General features: G+C 60.4%; 21 protein-coding genes, 3 tRNA genes and 1 riboswitch. Of the genes, 5 read left to right on the plus strand and 19 right to left on the minus strand.

Annotation, left to right across the window (positions count from 1 at the left end):
* Positions 1-43: 43 nt before the first annotated feature.
* The 3 genes from AB2B48_RS13360 to AB2B48_RS13370 all read left to right on the plus strand — a co-directional run bounded on the left by AB2B48_RS13360 (position 44) and on the right by AB2B48_RS13370 (position 366).
* Positions 44-120, plus strand: a tRNA-Met gene (locus AB2B48_RS13360).
* Between the two features lie 48 nt (positions 121-168).
* Positions 169-245 (plus strand) — tRNA-Met (locus AB2B48_RS13365).
* A 44-nt stretch (positions 246-289) separates the two neighbouring features.
* Positions 290-366 (plus strand) — tRNA-Met (locus AB2B48_RS13370).
* A 94-nt stretch (positions 367-460) separates the two neighbouring features.
* Here the strand turns inward: AB2B48_RS13370 and AB2B48_RS13375 are convergent.
* From AB2B48_RS13375 to AB2B48_RS13455, 17 genes are read right to left on the minus strand one after another with little or no spacing between them, the layout of a single operon-like run.
* Entirely contained in the window at positions 461-1978 is a 1518-nt protein-coding gene (locus AB2B48_RS13375; protein ID WP_368299376.1) for a cobyric acid synthase, read from the minus strand.
* Complete coding sequence (locus AB2B48_RS13380) at positions 1975-2781, minus strand: energy-coupling factor ABC transporter ATP-binding protein (RefSeq protein WP_220439950.1); 807 nt, start codon at positions 2779-2781, stop codon at positions 1975-1977. The genes AB2B48_RS13375 and AB2B48_RS13380 overlap by 4 nt, the downstream gene beginning before the upstream one ends.
* 8 nt (positions 2782-2789) lie before the next feature.
* Positions 2790-3467 (minus strand): energy-coupling factor ABC transporter transmembrane protein, encoded by a 678-nt coding sequence (locus AB2B48_RS13385; protein WP_368301964.1) that lies wholly within the window; start codon positions 3465-3467, stop codon positions 2790-2792.
* Positions 3454-3735, minus strand: a complete 282-nt coding sequence (locus AB2B48_RS13390; RefSeq protein ID WP_220439951.1) for an energy-coupling factor ABC transporter substrate-binding protein — start codon at positions 3733-3735, stop codon at positions 3454-3456. Before AB2B48_RS13390 ends, AB2B48_RS13385 begins: the two co-directional genes overlap by 14 nt.
* A 1-nt stretch (position 3736) precedes the next feature.
* A complete protein-coding gene (cbiM, locus tag AB2B48_RS13395) occupies positions 3737-4474 on the minus strand; it encodes a cobalt ECF transporter S component CbiM (protein ID WP_220439952.1) in 738 nt (245 codons plus the stop codon).
* The gene (locus AB2B48_RS13400; protein ID WP_368299377.1) at positions 4471-5184 is read right to left on the minus strand and encodes a cobalt-factor II C(20)-methyltransferase; all 714 of its coding nucleotides are present in this window, start codon (positions 5182-5184) and stop codon (positions 4471-4473) included. The genes cbiM and AB2B48_RS13400 overlap by 4 nt, the downstream gene beginning before the upstream one ends.
* The gene (locus AB2B48_RS13405) at positions 5181-5960 is read right to left on the minus strand and encodes a sirohydrochlorin cobaltochelatase (protein WP_185667975.1); all 780 of its coding nucleotides are present in this window, start codon (positions 5958-5960) and stop codon (positions 5181-5183) included. Before AB2B48_RS13405 ends, AB2B48_RS13400 begins: the two co-directional genes overlap by 4 nt.
* Positions 5957-6757 (minus strand): cobalt-precorrin-6A reductase, encoded by an 801-nt coding sequence (locus tag AB2B48_RS13410; RefSeq protein ID WP_368299378.1) that lies wholly within the window; start codon positions 6755-6757, stop codon positions 5957-5959. The genes AB2B48_RS13405 and AB2B48_RS13410 overlap by 4 nt, the downstream gene beginning before the upstream one ends.
* Positions 6754-7479 (minus strand): precorrin-3B C(17)-methyltransferase, encoded by a 726-nt coding sequence (locus tag AB2B48_RS13415; protein ID WP_185667973.1) that lies wholly within the window; start codon positions 7477-7479, stop codon positions 6754-6756. The genes AB2B48_RS13410 and AB2B48_RS13415 overlap by 4 nt, the downstream gene beginning before the upstream one ends.
* Positions 7473-8534: a cobalt-precorrin 5A hydrolase gene (cbiG, locus tag AB2B48_RS13420; RefSeq protein WP_368299379.1), complete on the minus strand. Its 1062-nt coding sequence runs from the start codon at positions 8532-8534 to the stop codon at positions 7473-7475. The genes AB2B48_RS13415 and cbiG overlap by 7 nt, the downstream gene beginning before the upstream one ends.
* The gene (locus tag AB2B48_RS13425; protein ID WP_368299380.1) at positions 8515-9288 is read right to left on the minus strand and encodes a cobalt-precorrin-4 methyltransferase; all 774 of its coding nucleotides are present in this window, start codon (positions 9286-9288) and stop codon (positions 8515-8517) included. Before AB2B48_RS13425 ends, cbiG begins: the two co-directional genes overlap by 20 nt.
* Positions 9281-9850 carry a decarboxylating cobalt-precorrin-6B (C(15))-methyltransferase gene (locus AB2B48_RS13430; RefSeq protein WP_368299381.1) on the minus strand — a complete coding sequence of 190 codons (570 nt, stop codon included), beginning with the start codon at positions 9848-9850 and terminating at the stop codon, positions 9281-9283. Before AB2B48_RS13430 ends, AB2B48_RS13425 begins: the two co-directional genes overlap by 8 nt.
* The gene (locus AB2B48_RS13435) at positions 9840-10445 is read right to left on the minus strand and encodes a cobalt-precorrin-7 (C(5))-methyltransferase (RefSeq protein WP_368299383.1); all 606 of its coding nucleotides are present in this window, start codon (positions 10443-10445) and stop codon (positions 9840-9842) included. The genes AB2B48_RS13430 and AB2B48_RS13435 overlap by 11 nt, the downstream gene beginning before the upstream one ends.
* Complete coding sequence (gene cbiD / locus AB2B48_RS13440) at positions 10439-11578, minus strand: cobalt-precorrin-5B (C(1))-methyltransferase CbiD (protein ID WP_333011411.1); 1140 nt, start codon at positions 11576-11578, stop codon at positions 10439-10441. The genes AB2B48_RS13435 and cbiD overlap by 7 nt, the downstream gene beginning before the upstream one ends.
* Positions 11575-12210, minus strand: coding sequence for a cobalt-precorrin-8 methylmutase (locus AB2B48_RS13445; protein WP_185667967.1), 636 nt, complete (start codon positions 12208-12210; stop codon positions 11575-11577). The genes cbiD and AB2B48_RS13445 overlap by 4 nt, the downstream gene beginning before the upstream one ends.
* A 10-nt stretch (positions 12211-12220) precedes the next feature.
* Complete coding sequence (gene cbiB, locus AB2B48_RS13450; RefSeq protein WP_368299384.1) at positions 12221-13180, minus strand: adenosylcobinamide-phosphate synthase CbiB; 960 nt, start codon at positions 13178-13180, stop codon at positions 12221-12223.
* Positions 13177-14550 (minus strand): cobyrinate a,c-diamide synthase, encoded by a 1374-nt coding sequence (locus tag AB2B48_RS13455; RefSeq protein WP_368299385.1) that lies wholly within the window; start codon positions 14548-14550, stop codon positions 13177-13179. Before AB2B48_RS13455 ends, cbiB begins: the two co-directional genes overlap by 4 nt.
* A gap of 95 nt (positions 14551-14645) precedes the next feature.
* Positions 14646-14822, minus strand: a riboswitch (cobalamin riboswitch).
* Positions 14823-14955: 133 nt separating this feature from the next.
* Between AB2B48_RS13455 and AB2B48_RS13460 the strand changes: the two genes are divergently transcribed.
* Complete coding sequence (locus AB2B48_RS13460) at positions 14956-15825, plus strand: L-threonine kinase (RefSeq protein ID WP_368299386.1); 870 nt, start codon at positions 14956-14958, stop codon at positions 15823-15825.
* Here AB2B48_RS13460 and cobD read toward each other — a convergent pair.
* Together cobD and amiC are read right to left on the minus strand one after the other, a co-directional pair.
* Positions 15810-16886: a threonine-phosphate decarboxylase CobD gene (gene cobD / locus AB2B48_RS13465; RefSeq protein WP_368299387.1), complete on the minus strand. Its 1077-nt coding sequence runs from the start codon at positions 16884-16886 to the stop codon at positions 15810-15812. The genes AB2B48_RS13460 and cobD overlap by 16 nt on opposite strands.
* Positions 16887-16892: 6 nt before the next feature.
* Positions 16893-18143: an N-acetylmuramoyl-L-alanine amidase AmiC gene (gene amiC / locus AB2B48_RS13470; protein WP_185667962.1), complete on the minus strand. Its 1251-nt coding sequence runs from the start codon at positions 18141-18143 to the stop codon at positions 16893-16895.
* Positions 18144-18372: 229 nt separating this feature from the next.
* Between amiC and argA the strand changes: the two genes are divergently transcribed.
* Complete coding sequence (argA, locus tag AB2B48_RS13475; RefSeq protein WP_368299388.1) at positions 18373-19704, plus strand: amino-acid N-acetyltransferase; 1332 nt, start codon at positions 18373-18375, stop codon at positions 19702-19704.
* The last annotated feature ends 21 nt before the right edge of the window (positions 19705-19725 follow it).

The raw sequence follows: 19725 nt of genomic DNA on the forward strand, positions 1-19725 counted from the left end.
GGTTGCAACAAATGCTGAGCAGAGTATAGTGCGCATCCACGGACGCGGGGTGGAGCAGCCTGGTAGCTCGTCGGGCTCATAACCCGAAGGTCGTCAGTTCAAATCTGGCCCCCGCAACCAATTAAAATCAGAAGCAGTAACGTTACTCGATGGAAGAGTAATGACGGACGCGGGGTGGAGCAGCCTGGTAGCTCGTCGGGCTCATAACCCGAAGGTCGTCGGTTCAAATCCGGCCCCCGCAACCAATTAAAATCTGATGCAAGTTTACTCGATGAAGAGTAAAGACGGACGCGGGGTGGAGCAGCCTGGTAGCTCGTCGGGCTCATAACCCGAAGGTCGTCGGTTCAAATCCGGCCCCCGCAACCAATTAAAATGACACCCATATGGGTGTTTTTTTTTGCCTGTCATTCAGCCTTCCGGCTACTCTGCGCCACCCTTTCGAATGGCGCATTCCCGCACACTACGCTTCTTGATGCTCGCGCATAATCGTATAAATCTTTTCGATATCAATATGCTGACGCATTGATGCTGCCAGAATATCAAACTGCTGCGTCTTATAACGCGCATAGTGAAAATCATTATCCAGCGCCGCCAGCCCTTTACGCCCACGCAGGCCGTTGACCAGCGTACGGGTAAATTCGTCGCTATCAAACAGGCCGTGAAGATACGTACCGAAAACCAATCCGTCCTCACTGACCGCGCCGTCAGCGCTGTACTGGCCGTTTTTGCAGAGCTGCATCAACGCACAGCCCGTGCCTGACGGCGTAGTCTCACCCATATGAATCTCATAGCCACGCAGCGTCAAACCCGACACCGGCGCCAGCCAGCCCGGCAGCGCATCGCTAAGCGTCGCCGTCGCCTGAGTGGTGGTTTTCGTCGGCGCAAAACGCGTCACCACGTTCAGCAGTCCCAGGCCGGGCAAGGTCCCCAACCCCGATTCGACGTCATCGGTAAGCGTATCGCCAAGCATTTGATAGCCGCCGCAGATCCCCAGCACCGGCACGCCCTGACGCTGCGCCAGTAAAATCCCGTGCGCCAGACCGCTATCCTGAAGCCAAAGCAGGTCACCAAGGGTATTTTTACTGCCAGGCAGGATAATCAGGTCTGCGCCGGACAAATCTTCCGCATGCCGCACGTAGCGCACCCGCACGTCCGGCTGGGCCGCCAGCGCGTTGAAGTCGGTAAAGTTGGAGATATGCGGCAGCTGTACCACCGCCACGTCAATCTCATAGGCTCCGGTATGACGGTATTTGCCCTTTTGCAGCGCCACGCCGTCCTCGTCTTCCAGGTCAACGTCCAGCCACGGCATCACGCCCAATACCGGCACGTTAGTCAGCGCTTCAATCTGTTCAATGCCGGAGTGCAGCAGCGAAACATCACCGCGAAACTTATTGATAATCACCCCTTTCACCCGCGCCCTTTCGTGCTCATGCAGCAGCGCCAGGGTGCCGTAGATAGAGGCAAACACGCCGCCGCGATCGATGTCGGCTATCAGAATCACCGGGCACTGCGCCATCTCGGCCATGCCCATATTGACGATATCGCGGTCGCGCAGGTTAATTTCTGCCGGGCTGCCCGCCCCTTCCAGAACCAGCACGTCAAACTCGCTCGCCAGACTCTGGTAAACCGCCATGATCTGCTCACGCAACCGCGGCTTGTAATCGTGATAGCTGACGGCATCCATGCTGGTTGCCACCTCGCCCATCAGCACAATCTGCGCTTTGCGGTCGCTGGTTGGCTTGAGCAGAATCGGGTTCATCCGCACGTCTGGCGCGATGCCCGCCGCTTCGGCCTGAAAAATCTGCGCGCGCCCCATCTCTTTGCCGTCCGGCGTAATACCGGAGTTGAGCGCCATATTCTGCGACTTAAACGGCGCGGTGTGCAGGCCATCCTGATAGAAGATCCGGCACAGCCCCGCCACCAGCATACTTTTGCCAACATCAGAGGCGGTACCTTGCAGCATTATGGCCTGGGTCATCGATTTCCTCGTTCACGCATTTGACGGAAAAACTCCGCCTCAGTTTTACACAGCGGCAGCCCCAGCTCCGCATGCAGCTTCACCAGCCACGGCTGGCTCAGCCCCGCCTGTTCAATCAGCGCGGTACGGGCAAACACCTCGCCCGGCTCCCCCTCGGCCAGCACTTCGCCGTGGCGCAGCACGTACACCGCGTCGCTGACTTCATAAATTAAATCAATATCGTGGCTGGAAATCACCACATGATTGCCCTGTGCCACGATGCGCTTGATGATTTCAATCATCTGCGCGCGCCCGGAGGGGTCCAGCCCGGCGGTCGGTTCGTCCAGCAGCAAGTAGCGCGCCTGCAATACCAGCGCGCTGGCAATCGCCACCCGCTTTTTCTGCCCATGGCTCAGACACTGAATCGGCTGCTGACGGAAGTGCTGGGCATCGACCAGCGTCAGCGCATCGTCTACCCGGCGAGCAATCTCATCCTCCGCCACGCCGAGATTACGCAAGCTGAAAGCGATATCGCTATCAATATCGGTGTAGAAAATCTGCTGGTCCGGGTCCTGAAATACGGTCGCTACCTGCTGGCGCAGCGCCAGCAGCCCGCGCTTGCTGTAGTCCAGCGGCTTGCCTTGCCACAGCACCGCGCCCTGCTGCGGGCGCAAAAGCCCGCTGAGATTCATAAACAGCGTCGATTTCCCGCAGCCGTTGGCCCCAACGAGGCCGGTGACGGCCTGGCGCGAGAAGTCCAGCGTCAGCCCTTTAAGCGTCGGTTCCTGCTGGTAGCGAAACCAGAGGTCAGTGGTAGCCAGCATGGCGTTCCTTAGAGGTGAAAATCACCCTGATACAGTTTGATATCCAGCACGGTACTCATCTGCTGATAGCGGATTAACACACGCGTAAACAGCAGGCTCACCAGCATCGCCAGCGAGCGATAGCCCAGACGGACGTTACGATAACCAAAGCGCAGCGTCTGCGCCCGGTGAATCGCCATCGCCTCGTCCAGCAGGATAAAGATAAAGCGCCAGGTCAGCAGGATCTGCTCGATCAGCAGGCGCGGCACACGGCCGCGCTTGAGCAGCACGATAAGCTGCGGGAACGGCAGGTTCAGCACCAGCCAGAAGGTCGCGGACAATGCCGCCAGGCTGCGCCAGAAGGTCTCGTTGGCGGTCGCAAACCCGGCGGCGGTAATGCCGAGCGAGAACGACCCCAGCGGCACGCTGACCAGCAGCGCGTGCGGGTCGCGGCTGACGCTAAAGATAATCGTCACCACCCCCACCAGCAGAAAACCCAGCGGCAGCGCCATCCAGCGGAGCCAGCGCCACAGCGAGATGCGCAGCAGCCAGCAGGTAAAGCCCGCCGTCAGCGCCATCAGCAGCGCCTGCCCCAGCGGCGGCAGGCTAAAGGCCAGCACCATCATCAGCAGCCAGAGCAGAAACTTACGCTCTGGGGCGACGTGAAACCAGCGGCTCTGATAGCTCAGCCGATCAAGCCCGGTCATCATGGCGCTGGCGGCCCTTGTAGTAGCCAAGAATATAGAAGATCACCGCCGCGCCGAGGGAGCCTTGCAGGGTAAACAGCAGGCTCTCAATTTCGCCGCTCGCCGGTTCATACAGCGGGTGGAACCACGGCTCATAGCCAGGATCGACGGCGGTAATCACCCCTTCAGCCTGATCGTCAGAGCCGCCGTATTCGCCACCGTGGTTGATAAAGAACGGCAGGATAACCAGCGCAATCACCATCGCCAGCAGGATTAATGTCTTTTTCATCTTAGCGTCCCTCAGTGGCGATCAGCTGTCGCTTGGTTAACTGGTCGTAGATCATCACCGTCAGCAGACCTTCGGCAATGGCGATTGGAACCTGAGTCAGGCAGAAGATCCCCATAAATTTCAGGCTCGATCCCACAAAGCCCGTCTGCGGATCCGGGAAGGCCACGCCAAGCTGGAGTGAGGTGACAAAATAGGTCGCCAGATCCGCCAGCATCGCGCACAGGAACACCGAAACATCGCGGCGAAACCCGGCCTTGCAGGCCATTTTCCACACCAGATAGCCGACGATTGGCCCAATTACCGCCATCGACATACCATTAGCGCCGAGCGTCGTCAGGCCACCGTGCGCCAGCAGCAGCGCCTGGAACAGCAGCACGATAGCGCCGAGAATGGCCACCACGCCCGGCCCGAATAGGATAACCGCCAGCCCCACGCCGGTTGGGTGCGAGCAGCTGCCGGTAACCGAGGGGATTTTCAGCGCCGAGAGTACGAAGATAAACGCCCCGCACAGCGCCAGCAGCACCTTCTGGTTGCTGTCCTCCTGCACGATGCGACGCAGGCGCACCAGCCCGTACCACAGGCACGGTAAAAACAGCAGCCACCAGGCCAGCGCCCACATCGGCGGCAGGAACCCTTCCATGATGTGCATCGCAAAGGCTTCTTGTGGCACCACCAGCAGCAGTACCGCCGCCGCGAATCCGCTGAGCGACAGTCGCTTCAGCTGTTGTTCCAGTTTCATTGTCCTTGCTCCCACTGTTTATTCACCAGAATGGTGGAGAAATACGGCAGCGGCAGGTCGTCAGCGACCTCGCCTAACTGCCGCCAGCACTGCTCGCCGGGCAGCGTCGCCTCGGCCATCAACAGCGCGTTATCCAATAAACCTGCTTTTGCCAGCAGCGCTTTGATGCGCGGGAAGCGGCCGTAGACTTTCATCAGCACCAGACTGTCGTGCTGTGCCAGCGCGCGTTCAATCTCGTCTTCCGGCGCGGTACAGGCCACCACCGCCAGCGACTGCTGCTCCATCGCCAGCGGCGTTTTGCTGCGGGCGGCAATGGCGGCAAACGAGGTCACGCCGGGGACAATCTCCAGCCACTCCGGGCTGCCGATGCGCTGGAGTAAAAACACCCAGGTGCTGAACAGCATGGCATCGCCGAGGGTGATAAAGCCGACGTTTTTCCCGGCTTCCACTTCACGCACCAGCGCCGCCGAAACGTCGTCCCACACCGCCTCTTTTTCGGCGCTGTCGGCGCTCATCGGGAAGTGGCAGCAGCGTACCTCGGTCTGTTCACCGAGGTATTCACGCACGATGGAGAGCGCCAGGCTGTCGCCCCCCTTGCGCCCTGCCGGGGCGTAAAGAATATCCAGCGAGCCCAGAATGCGCGCCGCGCGAACGGTAATCAGGTCCGACGCACCCGGACCGGTGCTTAGGGCGTACAGTTTGCCGCTCATGCTGCCTCCAGAGACTGCTGCAGATGTTCAACGAACATGGCGCGCACCACCGGGTTTTCGCCCAGCCCGCACAGCCACGGCGTGGCCGGAATGCCCGCGGCGTTAAACAGCGTTTTCCACGAGTCCTCTTCGTCGGAAGCCATGTCGTTGATGGCGTGATCGCCCGCGACCAGCATCAGCGGCATCAGGTGGACGGCGCTGACGCCCTCTTTGCTCATGCTCTCAATCAGCACCTCCACTTCCGGGTAACTCTCCACCGCGCCGACTCGCGCCGGGAAGCGCTGGGCGGTCATCATATGGTCAAGGCAGGCGTAGGCGGCAAAGGCATGGTGGCTGGCACCGTGGCCCATAAACACCACCTTTTCGTTGGCGTTCAGCGCGGGCATTTGTTGAGTCAGCGCGCCCATCAGACGCACATAGTCGTCGTGGCCGCTCAGCAGCGGCGTGCCAAGCGTCAGGCGTTTAAACCGCGGGCGCAGGCTCTGCACTTCGCGGGCAATTTTTTCATATTCGTCGCCGTTGATGATGTGCAGCGACTGCACCGCTACGTCTTCGTATCCGAGATCCGCGAGCTTTTGCAGTGCTTCCAGCGGCGTATCGGTTTCAATGCCGTCGCGCGTTTTCAGCTTGCGGATGATCATGCCAGAGGTAAAGGCGCGGAACAGGTCGCGGTCGGGGCAACTGGCCGCCAGCTCGCGTTCGCAGGCAACAATATTCTTCTCGCAGGTATCGTGGTAGCTGGTGCCGAAGCTCACCACCAATAGGGCTTTTTTCATGCTTGATTCCTTTTGTCGTCGGCCTGCCAGCGCGCTAAGCGCTCGGCGAAGGCGGACTGACTTTCCAGTAGTTCATCGCCGGACACTAGCGGTGCCGGGCGGGTAATCACGATACAGGGAAGCCCCGCATCCAGGCAGGGCTGCACCTTTTCCAGATAGCCGCCTTCCGCGCCGGAGGCTTTGGTCACCACCACATCGGCGCGGCAATGGCGGTAAAACGCGGCGTTAAACTCGGCGCTGAACGGCGCGCAGATGGCAAAAATTTCGCCCACACCAAAGCCGAGGTCGGTGCACTGCTGCACCACGTTCGGCACCGGCAGCACGCGGGCCAGCAGCGTTTTCTCCGGCAGCCCAGCGCGCCACAGCGCCAGATCTTTGCTGCCGGTGGTCAGCAGCACCCGCTGGCCCAGCGGTTTAATCCGCTCACAGGCTTCATCAATGCTGGTGACGTAGTGCAGCAGCGGGTGCGTCAGTGCGCCCTGCTGATCCGGGCGCTGGTAGCGGCTCAGCAGTACGCCCGCCTCGGTGCACGCATCCAGCACGTTGCGGCTGACCGCTTCGGCGTAAGGATGAGAAGCGTCAATCACCCAGCGCGTACCGTGCTCGTGAAGCCAGGCCACCATTTCCGACCTTTCCAGACGCCCGCAGCGCACTTGCCCCTGAATATCGCCCGCCAGGGCCTCACCCGTGGGTGTGGCCACCGATACGGTATAGCGCACCTGCGCGGCATCCAGCTGCAGGCAAAGCGCGCGTGCATCGCTGGTGCCGCCGACCACCAGCACGTCGCCAAAACTCACAGCACGTAGCCTCGCGGTGTGATCATCAGGTCATCCTGCACGTAGGTGGTTTTGTTGCCGACGATAACCAGGCTGGTCATATCCACCGGTTCAAAATCCATCGCGCCGAGGGTCGTCAGCCATTTTTCCTGCTTTTTACGCCCGGCGGACTTCACCACGCCCACTGGCGTATCGGCGCTTTTGACGGCGGAGAGCAGTTCAAAAGCGCGCGCCAGATGCCCTTCACGGCCCCGGCTGCGCGGGTTATAGAAGCAGATAACAAAGTCGGCTTCCCCGGCGGCGATAATGCGTTTCTCAATTACCGGCCACGGGGTGAGCAGGTCGCTCAGGCTGATATGGCAGAAGTCGTGCATCAGCGGCGCGCCCAGCAGCGAGGCTGCGGCAATGCTGGCGGTCATGCCTGGGATCAGGCGCACTTCCACGTCCAGCTTCTGTTTGCTCACCAGCTCCAGCACCAGCCCCGCCATGCCGTAGATGCCCGCGTCACCGCTGCTGATCAGCGCCACATTGTGCCCCGCCTGCGCCAGCTCAATCGCCGCCTGGCAGCGTTCGATCTCTTTGCACATGCCGGTTTTGATCACCTGCTTGTCGCCGGTAAAAGCCTTCACCAGATGGGTATAGGTTTTGTAGCCCACGACGATTTCCGCCGCTTGCAGCGCCTCGACGGCTTCCATGGTCATCATGGCCTGCGAGCCAGGGCCGATTCCGATTACGCTTAACATCTGTCTGTTACTCCCAAGGTAATGGTGATGCCCTGTTCACGCAGGGTCTCGCCTAATAGATTTCCGTTACTCATCCGCCACGCTGACGGACCAGAAACGCTGCCCACCCCGACCGTCTGCTTCACAAACAGCGAGGAGGGAAAACGGTGTTCGTGTTCGCACAGGGCGGCCACGCTAAAAATGTCGAACGGCACATCGAGGTTGCTCGCCAGCTGTATCAGCCCCAGTTCATCCTGCTTCACGACGATGCTGCCGATGGCTTTCAGCGCCAACGGGTCGAGGTGATGCGCGGCAAGCTGGCGATGGAGCAGTTCGCTTATCAACGCGCAGGGCGTTCCACGGCGACAGCCAATGCCCGCCACGATGCGCCGTGGCACCAGCTTCCAGTGCGGCAATGGCAGCGCCGGCAGCGTATCGCGCAAAGTGATGCACACCAGCGCGTCCAACGGCGGGAGCGCGTTAAGGTCGGTCACGGTGATAAACCCGCGACGGTCGCAGCGGCTCACCGCCTCCGTCAGCGGCTCGTCCCACCACAGGCCAACGCGCTGCTGGCTGACCAGCATCTGGTTGACGGTTTTCACCGCCGAGCGGAAATCGTGCATCCGCGCATTGAGCTGGCAGGCCAGCGTATCCAGCGCCGCCACGTCGTTGACGTCGGTCGCGGTGGTGATAACCGGGTCAACGCCGAGAATGCCCGCCAGATGCCGGGCGAGGTTATTCGCCCCGCCGATATGCCCGGAGAGCAGGCTGATAACGTGCTGGCCGCGCTCATCAATCACCACCACCGCCGGGTCGTGGAATTTATCCACCAGCAGCGGCGCAAGCGTGCGCACCGCAATCCCGGTTGCGCCGATAAAAATCAGCGCCGTATCGCGATGAAACGCCTGACCAACGCTGGCAGCAAAGCTACCGTCAAACGGCAGAAATCCCGGCTCTACCAGCCCTTCGCGGGTGTAGCAGGCCATCGGCAGCACTGCGCTAAGCCGTTTTGCCAGCGCCACGCCGCCGGGGGTCAGGCAGAACAGCGCAATGCGCTCAGGCTTTGCGGTATTCATGGCTAAAATCAGCGTCGTAGAGGCGCGAGTAGTGGTACTCCTCGCCGAGGAAGTCGCCGACCAGAATCAGCGCCGTTTTGCGGATGTCGGCGTCGCGCACTTTGTCGGCGATATCCGTCAGCGTGCCGCGTACGGTCTGGCTCTCGGGCCAGGTGGCCTTGTAAATCACTGCCACCGGCGTGGTTGCCGGGTAGCCGCCGTCAATCAGCCGCTCGGCGACTTTGTTGATGCGCTGCACGGAGAGGTAAATCGCCATCGAGGTACGATGCTGGGCAAAGGACTCCAGTTGCTCGCGCTCCGGCACCGGGGTGCGCCCTTCGAGACGAGTGATAATGAGGCTCTGCGACACTTCCGGCACCGTATACTCGACGCCCAGTTCCGCCGCCGCGCCGAGAAACGCGCTCACGCCCGGCACCACCTGCCAGTCAATGCCGCGACGGGTCAGCTCTTCGCCCTGCTCACGCACCGATCCGTACAGCGACACGTCGCCGGTTTGCAGGCGCACCACCGTTTTCCCAGCCTTCACGCCCGCTTCCATCAGGTCGAGGATTTGCTCAAGGTGCAGCTCGGCGCTGTCGTGGCACTCGGCCTCTGCCGGGCAGTAGCTCAGCAGCTCGGGGTTAATCAGCGAACCGGCGTAAATCACCACCTGCGCCTGTTGCAGCAGGCGATAGCCTTTCAGGGTGATCAGCTCCCGGTCACCGGGGCCAGCGCCCACAAACCAGACGCTACGGGGGTCAAAGGCTTCAGCCATGATGTTCTTCCTTCTGACAGGCGATAACAAAAACGGGATTATTCGGTTTGAAGTAGTGGCCGCTGCCAAGCGCGGTCATGGCGGAAACGCTCAGCTGCTGACAGTCCAGCGCCGCGACCTTTGCCTGGCGCAGGTGGTCCAGCGCCTCATGCAGGTTCTCCTGCAAAATAAAGGTCATCACCAGCCGTCCACCGGGGCGAAGATGATGCAGCGACCAGTCAATCAGCGCCCGCAGATGGCCGCCGCTGCCGCCCATAAAAATGGCGTCGGCAGGCTCGACGATAACGTCAGGCGCTTCACCCGCCACCACGTTGATATTGCCGCAGGCAAAGCGTTCGCAGTTTTCCGCCAACAGGCGCAGCGCGGCCGGGTTGCGCTCAACGGCGGTGACGGCAAGCGTGGGATTTTGCAGCGCCGCCTCAATCGAGACGCTGCCGGTGCCGGCCCCGATATCAATCAGGTGGCTGGCCCGGTGCAGCTCCAGTTTGGCCAGCGCCAGCGCGCGTACCGCCTCTTTGGTCATCGGCACCTTTTCGCCGCGTAAAAACAGCTCATCTTTCATCGAGGATCACCACCGTGTTCATCTCATAGTCGCTCTCCACGGCGCTGACCGGCAGCCAGTGGATACGTTCATTGTCCTGCGCCAGGTTCTCGCCAATCACCATCCAGCGATGCCCTTTGCCGCGTGCCATCAGCGCCTCGGCGATGGCTTTCGGGCCGCAGCGTTTATCGGTGACCATCGCCACTTTGCGATGGCTCGCCAGCATGTCGAAGTCCACCTCACGCCCGTGGCTGCTGGTCAGCCACATGTCGTTCATATCAATGCCCGCCTGCGCGCACAGGTACTGCACGGCGCTGACACCGGGGATCACCCGCACGTTTTCACGGCCAAAGTGGGCGATAAGCCGGGTACCGATGCCGTAAAACAGCGGGTCGCCGGAGGCCAGCACCACCACGTTTTGCGCCTGCCGTTCCTCAATCCACGCCAGCACCTGGGCAATGTTGGCCCCCAGCGGGCAGCGTTCGCCGCCAAACGCAGGAAACTGCGCCAGATGACGTACGCCGCCGACCAGCGCATCGGCATGTTTCACCGCATCTGCGGCCAGCGGTGTCATCAGCTGCACGCCCGCTGGGCCCATTCCGACGACGGTTAACATTGCATGTCCTTGATGATCTCGTTGATCGGGCGGTTGCTGCCGAGGATCTGGTTATCAAAGGCAAACATGATGGCATCGCAGATGGGTGGGTTTTGCGTGAAGCGCAGCCGCTCCAGCACGCGCTGGCAGATGCGTTCGGCAAGGTGGTTGTAAATTTTCTGGAAGCCGTAAGCATCGATATGCTCCATAGCGGCTTCAGTGGTGTCGCACTCGCTCACCAGCGTGAGCAGCTCAAGCGGCGCGCCGAGCAGCGCCAGATGGGCTACCAGCGTCTCCATGCGTCCGTCGGCGATATGGCTGTGGGTGTGGAAAATTCCGGCAGCGATTTTAACCAGCTTGCCGGGGTGGCCAATCAGCACAATCTGGCGGAAGCCAAGGCGCACCGACTCTTCAATCATGTAGCCGACGAAGTTGCTCATGGTGACCACCACCTGCGAGTCAATGCCCATCTGCTCGCGTACGAAACGCTCCCCGTGGTTGCCCGGCACCAGCACCACGCGTTCCAGCCCAGCGGCGCGCTTCATCTCCAGCTCCAGCGCCAGCGATCGTTTCCAGCTCTCTTCCGACATCGGCGTCACGATGCCGGTGGTGCCGATAATCGAGATGCCGCCCAGAATGCCCAGCCGCGCGTTATAGGTTTTCTTCGCCCGCTCTTCCCCTTCCGGGGCAAAAATCTCCACCTCGGCGCCGCGCGCCGGGCCAATCGCCTCACGGACGGCGGTTTCAATGGTGTGTCGCGGGGTGCGATTAATCGCTGCGCTGCCGATGGGCAGCCCGATGCCTTTACGGGTGACGGTGCCCACACCCTCGCCGCCGCGCAGGGTAATTTCACCGCTGTCGTTGACGGTCACGCGGGCGAAAATCAGCATCCCGTGGGTGGCGTCGATATCATCGCCGCCGTCTTTGCGGATGGCGGCAATACCCTGTTGGCCTTCGACGTGCGGTGATTCAACGTTCAGGTTCAGCGTCACGCCCGACGGCGTGACAATCGAAACCTGGTGAATCAGGTGCTGGCGCATCACCATCAGCGCGGCCACTTTCGCCGCCGCCGTAGCGCTGGAGCCGGTGGTGTAGCCTTTGCGCAGCGCTTTGCCGTTATGCCACACCGGGGCGTCGAAGGCGGGTTCGCTCATCGCGCCCCCTGCAGGTGGTAGAGAATGGCGTTGACGATCGCCGCCGCGACGTTGCTGCCGCCTTTACGCCCCAGCGCGGCAATGCCCGGCAGGCTGCTTTTGCTCAGCGCCTCTTTGGATTCCGCCGCGCCGACGAAGCCAACCGGCACGCCAATCACTCCGCCAACGTCCAGCTCTTGATGCTCCATCAGACGGAACAGTGCGGTCGGCGCGTTGCCAAAGACAAACACTTTGTCGCCCTCTTCTTTCGCCGCAATATCCACCGCCGCCATCGAGCGGGTAATGCCCTGTGCTTTGGCCTCGCGCACTACGCGCGGGTCGCTGATATAGCAACGGCATTCGCCGCCGAAGGTCGCCAGCAGATTTTTATTAATGCCGGAGAGCGCCATGGTGGTGTCGGTGTAAAGCGTGCACGGGCGGCTCAGCGCGTCGCACAGGCGGGTTAATGCATCCGGCGAGAACCACAGAATATCCAGCCACTCGAAGTCGGCGGTGGTGTGGATCACCCGTTTGATAATCGCTTCGTGCAGCGGACTGGCAAAACGATACTCCGGGCGCGTGTCGGCGATAATCTCGCTGATTATCTCGAAGCTCTTGCTCTCAATCGCTTGCGGTTGCTGGATATAGTTCATGCAGTACTCCTCAGGCCGCGCCGACAAGCCAGAACCTGACTGCCATAAACAGCAGCAGGGCAAGCGTTGACGCTACCCACATCAGTCGAATCGTTCGGAAAATATCATCAATGGCAATCGGGCGATGTTCGTCGCCAATCCACGGCTTATTCACCCGCTCGCCAAAATAGTCGTTCGGGCCGCCAAGGCGAATGCCCAGTGCCCCGGCGACGGCCGCTTCCGACCAGGCGCAGTTGGGGCTGCTGTGATTTTTACGGTCGCGCCAGCCGATACGCAGCGCACGCGCGCCGTTATCGCGACAGAGAAAGGCGGCCAGGCCAATCAGCAGCCAGCTCAGGCGAGCGGGAATAAAGTTCGCCACATCGTCGAGGCGTGCGCTCACCATGCCAATGGCCCGGTATTTTTCGTGCTTGTAGCCCACCATTGAGTCGAGGGTGTTGACCGCTTTGTAGGCCATCGCCAGCGGCGCACCGCCGAGCAGCAGGAAGAAGAGCGGCGCGATAATGCCGTCGACGGTGTTTTCCGCCACCGTCTCCACCACCGCGCGGTTGATCTGTTCCGGCTGTAGCTGCGATGTATCGCGCCCGACAATCCACGACAACTTAATGCGGCTCTCAGAGAGATCGCCAGCCCGCAGCGGGCGTTCGACCGCCTGCGCCGACTGCGCGAGGCAGCGCCCGGCCAGCACGGTGAAAATCATCCATACCTCAACGCCCCAGCCCAGCCACGGATGCACGCGCGCGGCGAGGTGCAGCACGCCCCAGGAAACGGCGTAGGTCAGCCCTACCACCACCAGCCACATCACCCCACCGCCAATGCGCAGCGCAAGGTCGGAATGACAAACCCGACGCACCGCGCGTTGCACGGCGTTAATCAGGTTGCCTATCCAGCGCACCGGATGCGGCCAGCGTTGTGGGTCGCCAATAATGAAATCAAGCACCCATGCCAGACACCAGGCCAGCAGCGTCATTGGGCGCTCCTTGCGGCGGCAAACCAGTGGTTAAGCATCGACGGGTTCTGGGCGAAATGCAGGTGCAGATAGCTGGCAAAGGTATTCCCGCGCTGCCAGCCGCCGGACCACTGCTGGAGCACCGCGCCATCGCGGGTTTTGTGGCACGCCATCACCGCCGGCGTGTGCGCGGTGAAATCGGAATAGTGGAATTCGTGGCCGCGCAGTACATCGCCGGGAGCAGCAAGCAGCGTCTGCTGCAGCGCCTGCGCTTCGCAGTAGCCAAAGCGGGTCAGTCGGGTACCCATTTTGCTGTGGCCGGGCAGAATATCGGCCATCGCGTGGATATCACCGTTTTTATCTTCCAGCGTAGTGCCAAGGTACATCAGGCCGCCGCATTCGGCGTAAATCGCCACGCCGCGCGCGTGCGCGGCGCGCAGTTGCGCCAGCATCGGCCTGTTGCCTGCGAGCGCCTGGGCGTGCAGTTCCGGGTAGCCGCCGCCGAGCCAGATCATCTGGCATTCGGGCAGAGCCGCATCATGCAACGGGCTAAAACGCACAATCTTCACGCCAGCGCGCGCCAGCAGTGCCAGATTGTCGGGGTAGTAAAAGTTGAAGGCTTCATCGTCGGCAAGCGCAAGGGTCAGCCCCTCACCGCAAAGCGGCTCCGGCGGCCACTGACCAGCGGGCAGCGCGCTCAGTTCAGTGAGAGCCAGCAGCCTGTCGATATCCAGCGTACGCGATAGTGTTGCGGCAAAATCCTGCCATGGTTGCTTATCAATCGCAGATTCACGGGCGGTCACCAGCCCCAGATGACGTTCGGGCAGCGCCACGCCTTCTGCACGCGGCACGTAGCCCAGCACCGGCAGCGCGCAGTAGCGTTCGATGGCGCTTTTCAACAGCTGGAAATGACTCTCGCTGTTGACGCGATTAACGATAACGCCCGCAATATTGAGGCTCGGGTCGAAGTGCTGGAAGCCCATCACCGTGGCGGCAATGGAGGTGGAGACCGCTTTGCCATCGACCAGCAAAATCACCGGGCAGCCTAGCTGCTTGGCCATCGCCGCGCTGCTGCAGTAGTTGGGGTCGGTGCCGTAGCCGTCGTACAGCCCCATAACGCCTTCAATCACGGCGATATCGGCCTGCTGCATATGTTCGCTGAACAGCGCATTAAGGATGGAGGGGGGCAACATGAAAGCGTCAAGGTTGCGGGAGGCAACGCCACACAGCGCGGTGTGCCAGCCGGTATCGAGGTAGTCCGGCCCTACTTTATAGGGCTGAACCCGCAGGCCACGCTGCTCAAGCAGCGTCAGCAGGCCGAGCGTCACCGTGGTTTTCCCACAGCCGCTACCGGTGCCGGCGAGAATGAATGCATGCTGTCTGGCTGCCATACCCTAACCCTGTTCAGGGTGGATTTTGGGTATAGCCGCGCGCTCGCCCGGCCTGACGACCGTGCGACGCAAAGCAACCCGCTTCCCACCGAAGCTGTTGAAATAAATCAACAGGCAGGTCTTCTGGCTTAGCGTCATCCTCACCCGGCCTTCCCGATCGGTCGATCAGTGGTCATTACGGGGTCGTCAGCATCACAGCAGCGGGGGCTGCGGAGGGTTTACACCTCCTTCCCTGGCACATAACATGCCAAACCTGTTGATTGCAGATTTATGCCGACACGATGGCCCGCATAAAATAAAAGCAGGTTACTCTAGCGCCCCGGTAAAATGATTTCGTTGCGCTGCGACAATACCGGTATATTTATTTACGGTAGTTATATTTGGAACCACAAGGCAAGGGAAATCATGAGCGTTGCGCGCTGTCCGGGCTCCTGCGGAGAGCTGATTCAGGGCTGGATTCTGGGCAGTGAAAAGCTGGTCTCCTGCCCAATTGACTGGTTCAGCACGGTGGAAGTGCGCCGGGGAACGCCGCGCCCTGATGAACGCCCGCTGACGCGCCGCATGGTCAATACCCTGCTTGCCCACTGGAATTATCCCCTCGCCCTGAGCCAGACGCTGCGCATTGAAGTGGACTCGACGCTGCCGATTGCCAAAGGGATGGCGAGCAGCACCGCCGACATTGCCGCGACCGCCGTAGCCACCGCGATGCATCTGGGCCATTCACTCAGCGAATCCGAACTCGCTTCGCTCTGCGTCTCGCTTGAGCCAACGGACAGCACCCTGTTCCGCGCGCTGACGCTGTTCGACCACCATCATGCCCGCACGCAGATTGCCTGCGCGCCTGCGCCTGATTTCGATCTGCTGATCCTGGAAAGCCCGCTAATGCTGCGTACCGCCGACTATCACCGTCTGCCGCGCGAGGCCGCGCTCACGGCCAGCGCCAGCACGCTGCAGTGGGCCTGGGAAAAGGTGCAGGCCGCCTGCGACAGCAACAGCGCCAGCCTGATGGGAGAAGCCGCGACGCTCAGCGCCATCGCCAGCCAGACGCTGTTACCTAAGCCGGGCTTTGACGTGCTTTTAGAGATTGTAGAGTCCTGCGGATTATACGGCCTGAACGTGGCCCATAGCGGCAGCGTGGTCGGGCTGATGCTCGACCGCTGTCGTCACGATGTGGAGTATGTGAAATGGTCGCTGGTGCAAAGCGGGCTCGCTGAAATCTGGCCGCAGCAGCACCTGCTAAAAGCGGTGGCGGGCGGGGTTCAGCCCAGCACCTGATGCAGCGCGTCCAGCAGCTGCTGGTTTTCCGCCTCGCTGCGAATCGCCACGCGGAAATAGCGCCCGTCCAACCCCGGATAGTTGGCGCAGCTGCGGATTAAAATCCTACGCTGCAGCAGCGCATACTGCAGTTCAATCTCCGTGCGTTCACAGCGCAGGAACAGATAGTTGGCCCTGCCCGGATAAGCCTTCAGCCCCGGAATACTCTCCAGCGCCCGATAAAATCGCGCCCCTTCCGTATCAAGCCAACGCCATGTGGTCTGTTGATACTCATGGTCGTTCAGCACGATTTCTCCGGCAAGCGCCGCAAAAGCGTTGATCGACCACGGCATCTGATGTTGACGCAGCCGCGCCACCGCCCGTTCGTCGCTGTTAAGCAAATAGCCCAAACGCAGGCCGGGGATGGCGTAAAACTTGGTCAGCGAGCGCAGCACCCAGATATGCGGGTTTTGCGCGAGCAGCGGAATAAATCCCTGCTCGCCGGGAATAAAATCGATAAAGGCTTCGTCGAGAATCAGCGCAATATTCAGCGCCCGACAGCGTTCGGCCACCGTCAGCAGCAGCGCACGTTCCGGCAGCAACCCGGTCGGGTTATTCGGCGTGCAGAGAAACAGGCAGTCCACCTCGGGGGTGAGTGCATCAAGCAAACGTGAGGTTAGCTGCCAGCCGTCCTCTTCGCGAAGCGCAAAAGTGTCAATAGCGCAGTCGATGGTTTCCAGCGCCCGGCGGTACTCAGCAAAGCCCGGAGCAACCACCATCGCCCGCTTAGGCTTCAGACCATGCACGAGGGTGAAAATAGATTCAGTTTCGCCGTTGCCCGCCAGACACCACGCCGCAGGCACGCCGTGGTGCGACGCCAACGCCTGATGCAACTGCTGGTAGTCAACGTCCGGGTAGCGCTCGGCGCAGGAAAGCTGGGCAACGATCGCCTGCTTCAGGCTTTCGGGCATGCCCAGCGGATTGATATTGGCGCTGAAGTCCAGCAACTGGTCGGCGCGCAGGCCCATCAGCGCCGCCGCCTCGCGCGTGTTGCCGCCGTGGGCGCTTTTCAGCCGTGACATCGCCGGTTACCCGCGCCGCGCCAGCGTTGCGCCGTCGGCAAAGTAGGCTTTGATCCCGGCGAGAATAGATTCAGCGACTTCCTGCTGGAAAGTGGCGGTCTTGAGCTTGCGCTCCTCTTCAACGTTACTGATAAACGCCGTTTCGACGAGGATCGATGGAATATCCGGCGCTTTCAGTACCGCGAAGCCAGCCTGCTCCACCTGATTTTTATGCAGGTCGTTCACCTGCCCCAGCTTTTTGAGCACCGCTTTACCAAACTTCAGGCTGTCGGCGATGGTTAGCGACTGCACCATATCGAACATAGTGTGGTCGACGTAGCGGTCGCCGCTCTTGCTCACACCACCGATTAAGTCCGAGGCGTTCTGGGTCTGGGCGAGGTATTTCGCCGCGGTACTGGTGGCCCCTTTGGTCGACAGGGCAAAGACCGATGAGCCGCTCGGCTGGCGGCTGGTGAACGCATCCGCGTGAATAGAGACGAACAGGTCGGCACGCTGTTTCTGCGCTTTCGCCACCCGCACCTTCAACGGAATAAAAATATCTTCGTTGCGCGTCATGTAGGCTTTCATGTTGCCTTCTTTTTCAATCAGCGCACGCAGGCGACGGGCGATTTGTAGCACCACGTCTTTTTCCCGCGTTTTGTATTTACCCACTGCGCCGGAGTCTTCGCCGCCGTGGCCGGGGTCAAGCATGATAACAATCGGACGGTCGCGCCCAGCCTTGCCCGGCTGCGGGCCACTTTGCGACGGCGGCACCTGCTTTTCGAGGTCGCCCTTGTTATAGTCCTCGAGCAGCGCCAGCAGCGGATCCTGCTGTTCGGTGCTGCTGGCTGGGTAGAGATCCATCACCAGGCGTTCTTTAAACTCTGCCACTGGCGCAAGGGCGAACAACTGCGGCTTCACGTCCTGCTTCAGCTCAAACACCATGCGCACCGTTTGCGGATCGAACTGCCCTACGCGTGCGGATTTAATGAACGGGTCATCGCTGCGGATCTGCGCCCCCATGCCTTTCAGCACCGAGTTCAGGTTCACCCCTTCGAGGTCGACCACCAGACGGTCAGGATTGCTCAACGCAAACTGTCGATACTTGAGCTCACGGCTGGACTCCACCGTTACGCGCGTGTAGCTGGACGCAGGCCATATGCGCACCGCCACCACCTGACTGACGGCAGCTAACCCGACCTGACTCACGCTTAACAACCACATGGCACCGGCACCTTGTAGCAGGCGACGACGGCTCAAAGACTGACTTCCCGACATGCTCCATCCCAGGTAAAAAAAGAGAAACAAAGAATTCGCATAATACGATTGACCGAAAACTTTAACCAAAGCCGCATAAACTGTCATCTATAAAAGGGTAAACATTCGTTGGATCAGCGAAATTTGGCCGGAGGTTTTCCAATGTTTAAGCAAATTCTGGCTTGCGTTTCCGCCGAAAACAGAATAAAAATACAGTAATTACGAATAATCATGCATTGAGGGTTGTGCCGTGGTGAAGGAACGTAGAACCGAACTGGTAGAGGGGTTTCGTCATACCGTCCCCTATATTAACGCCCACCGGGGGAAGACGTTTGTCATCATGCTTGGCGGCGAAGCCATTGAGCATGAAAACTTTTCCAGCATCGTCAACGATATTGGCCTGCTGCACAGTTTAGGCATTCGTCTGGTGCTGGTCTATGGCGCGCGCCCACAGATCGATGCGAATCTGGCCGAGCATCACCATGAGCCAACCTATCACAAACATATCCGCGTCACGGATACGAAAACCCTTGAGCTGGTGAAACAGGCCGCGGGCCTGCTGCAGTTGGATATTACCGCCCGCCTGTCGATGAGCCTGAACAACACCCCGTTACAGGGTGCGCATATCAACGTGGTCAGCGGTAACTTTATCATCGCTCAGCCGCTGGGCGTCGATGACGGCATCGACTACTGCCACAGCGGACGCATTCGTCGTATCGATGAAGAAGCGATTCATCGCCAGCTCGACAGCGGCGCTATCGTGCTGATGGGACCGGTGGCCGTTTCAGTTACCGGCGAAAGCTTTAACCTGACGTCGGAAGAGATTGCCACCCAACTGGCGATTAAGCTGAAGGCCGAGAAGATGATCGGCTTCTGCTCCTCTCAGGGCGTATTTAACGAAGCGGGCGACATTATCTCTGAGCTGTTCCCGAACGAAGCTCAGGCGCGTATTGAAGAGCTGGAAAAAGAGGGCGACTACCTTTCCGGCACCGCCCGTTTCCTGCGCGGTGCGGTCAAAGCCTGCCGTAGCGGCGTGCGCCGCAGCCACCTTATTAGCTATCAGGAAGACGGCACGCTGTTGCAGGAGCTGTTCTCCCGCGACGGTATCGGTACGCAGATTGTGATGGAGAGCTCCGAGCAAATTCGCCGGGCGACCATCAACGATATTGGCGGTATTCTTGACCTGATTGCGCCGCTCGAGCAGCAGGGTATTCTGGTGCGCCGCTCCCGCGAACAGCTGGAGATGGAGATCGACAAATTCACGATTATTCAGCGTGATAACACCACCATTGCCTGCGCCGCGCTCTATCCTTTCCCGGAAGAGAAAATTGGCGAAATGGCCTGCGTGGCGGTGCATCCGGATTACCGCAGCTCCTCACGTGGTGAAGTGTTACTGCAGCGGATTGCCACCCAGGCGAAGCAGATGGGGCTTAACCACCTGTTTGTGCTGACGACGCGCAGTATTCACTGGTTCCAGGAACGCGGCTTTAAGCCGGTGGACGTGGAACTGCTGCCGGAGAGTAAGAAGCTGCTGTATAACTATCAGCGCCGGTCGAAGGTGTTGATGACGGATTTGGTGTAAGCCAGTACGCCGATCGGTTCC

This window comes from Kluyvera sichuanensis, assembly GCF_040930405.1.
Classification (GTDB): domain Bacteria; phylum Pseudomonadota; class Gammaproteobacteria; order Enterobacterales; family Enterobacteriaceae; genus Kluyvera; species Kluyvera sichuanensis.

What these genes read in the sequence shown, in the direction of transcription:
- AB2B48_RS13445 (WP_185667967.1), bottom strand. Translation starts at nt 12,210, where the DNA reads ATGAACTATATCCAGCAACCGCAAGCGATTGAGAGCAAGAGCTTCGAG.
- AB2B48_RS13405 (WP_185667975.1), bottom strand. Translation starts at nt 5,960, where the DNA reads ATGAAAAAAGCCCTATTGGTGGTGAGCTTCGGCACCAGCTACCACGAT.
- AB2B48_RS13385 (WP_368301964.1), bottom strand. Translation starts at nt 3,467, where the DNA reads ATGACCGGGCTTGATCGGCTGAGCTATCAGAGCCGCTGGTTTCACGTC.
- AB2B48_RS13380 (WP_220439950.1), bottom strand. Translation starts at nt 2,781, where the DNA reads ATGCTGGCTACCACTGACCTCTGGTTTCGCTACCAGCAGGAACCGACG.
- cbiM (WP_220439952.1), bottom strand. Translation starts at nt 4,474, where the DNA reads ATGAAACTGGAACAACAGCTGAAGCGACTGTCGCTCAGCGGATTCGCG.
- AB2B48_RS13400 (WP_368299377.1), bottom strand. Translation starts at nt 5,184, where the DNA reads ATGAGCGGCAAACTGTACGCCCTAAGCACCGGTCCGGGTGCGTCGGAC.
- cobD (WP_368299387.1), bottom strand. Translation starts at nt 16,886, where the DNA reads ATGTCACGGCTGAAAAGCGCCCACGGCGGCAACACGCGCGAGGCGGCG.
- AB2B48_RS13455 (WP_368299385.1), bottom strand. Translation starts at nt 14,550, where the DNA reads ATGGCAGCCAGACAGCATGCATTCATTCTCGCCGGCACCGGTAGCGGC.
- AB2B48_RS13415 (WP_185667973.1), bottom strand. Translation starts at nt 7,479, where the DNA reads ATGTTAAGCGTAATCGGAATCGGCCCTGGCTCGCAGGCCATGATGACC.
- AB2B48_RS13425 (WP_368299380.1), bottom strand. Translation starts at nt 9,288, where the DNA reads ATGGCTGAAGCCTTTGACCCCCGTAGCGTCTGGTTTGTGGGCGCTGGC.
- AB2B48_RS13390 (WP_220439951.1), bottom strand. Translation starts at nt 3,735, where the DNA reads ATGAAAAAGACATTAATCCTGCTGGCGATGGTGATTGCGCTGGTTATC.
- cbiD (WP_333011411.1), bottom strand. Translation starts at nt 11,578, where the DNA reads ATGAGCGAACCCGCCTTCGACGCCCCGGTGTGGCATAACGGCAAAGCG.
- AB2B48_RS13430 (WP_368299381.1), bottom strand. Translation starts at nt 9,850, where the DNA reads ATGAAAGATGAGCTGTTTTTACGCGGCGAAAAGGTGCCGATGACCAAA.
- cbiB (WP_368299384.1), bottom strand. Translation starts at nt 13,180, where the DNA reads ATGACGCTGCTGGCCTGGTGTCTGGCATGGGTGCTTGATTTCATTATT.
- amiC (WP_185667962.1), bottom strand. Translation starts at nt 18,143, where the DNA reads ATGTCGGGAAGTCAGTCTTTGAGCCGTCGTCGCCTGCTACAAGGTGCC.
- AB2B48_RS13460 (WP_368299386.1), top strand. Translation starts at nt 14,956, where the DNA reads ATGAGCGTTGCGCGCTGTCCGGGCTCCTGCGGAGAGCTGATTCAGGGC.
- AB2B48_RS13375 (WP_368299376.1), bottom strand. Translation starts at nt 1,978, where the DNA reads ATGACCCAGGCCATAATGCTGCAAGGTACCGCCTCTGATGTTGGCAAA.
- cbiG (WP_368299379.1), bottom strand. Translation starts at nt 8,534, where the DNA reads ATGAATACCGCAAAGCCTGAGCGCATTGCGCTGTTCTGCCTGACCCCC.
- AB2B48_RS13435 (WP_368299383.1), bottom strand. Translation starts at nt 10,445, where the DNA reads ATGTTAACCGTCGTCGGAATGGGCCCAGCGGGCGTGCAGCTGATGACA.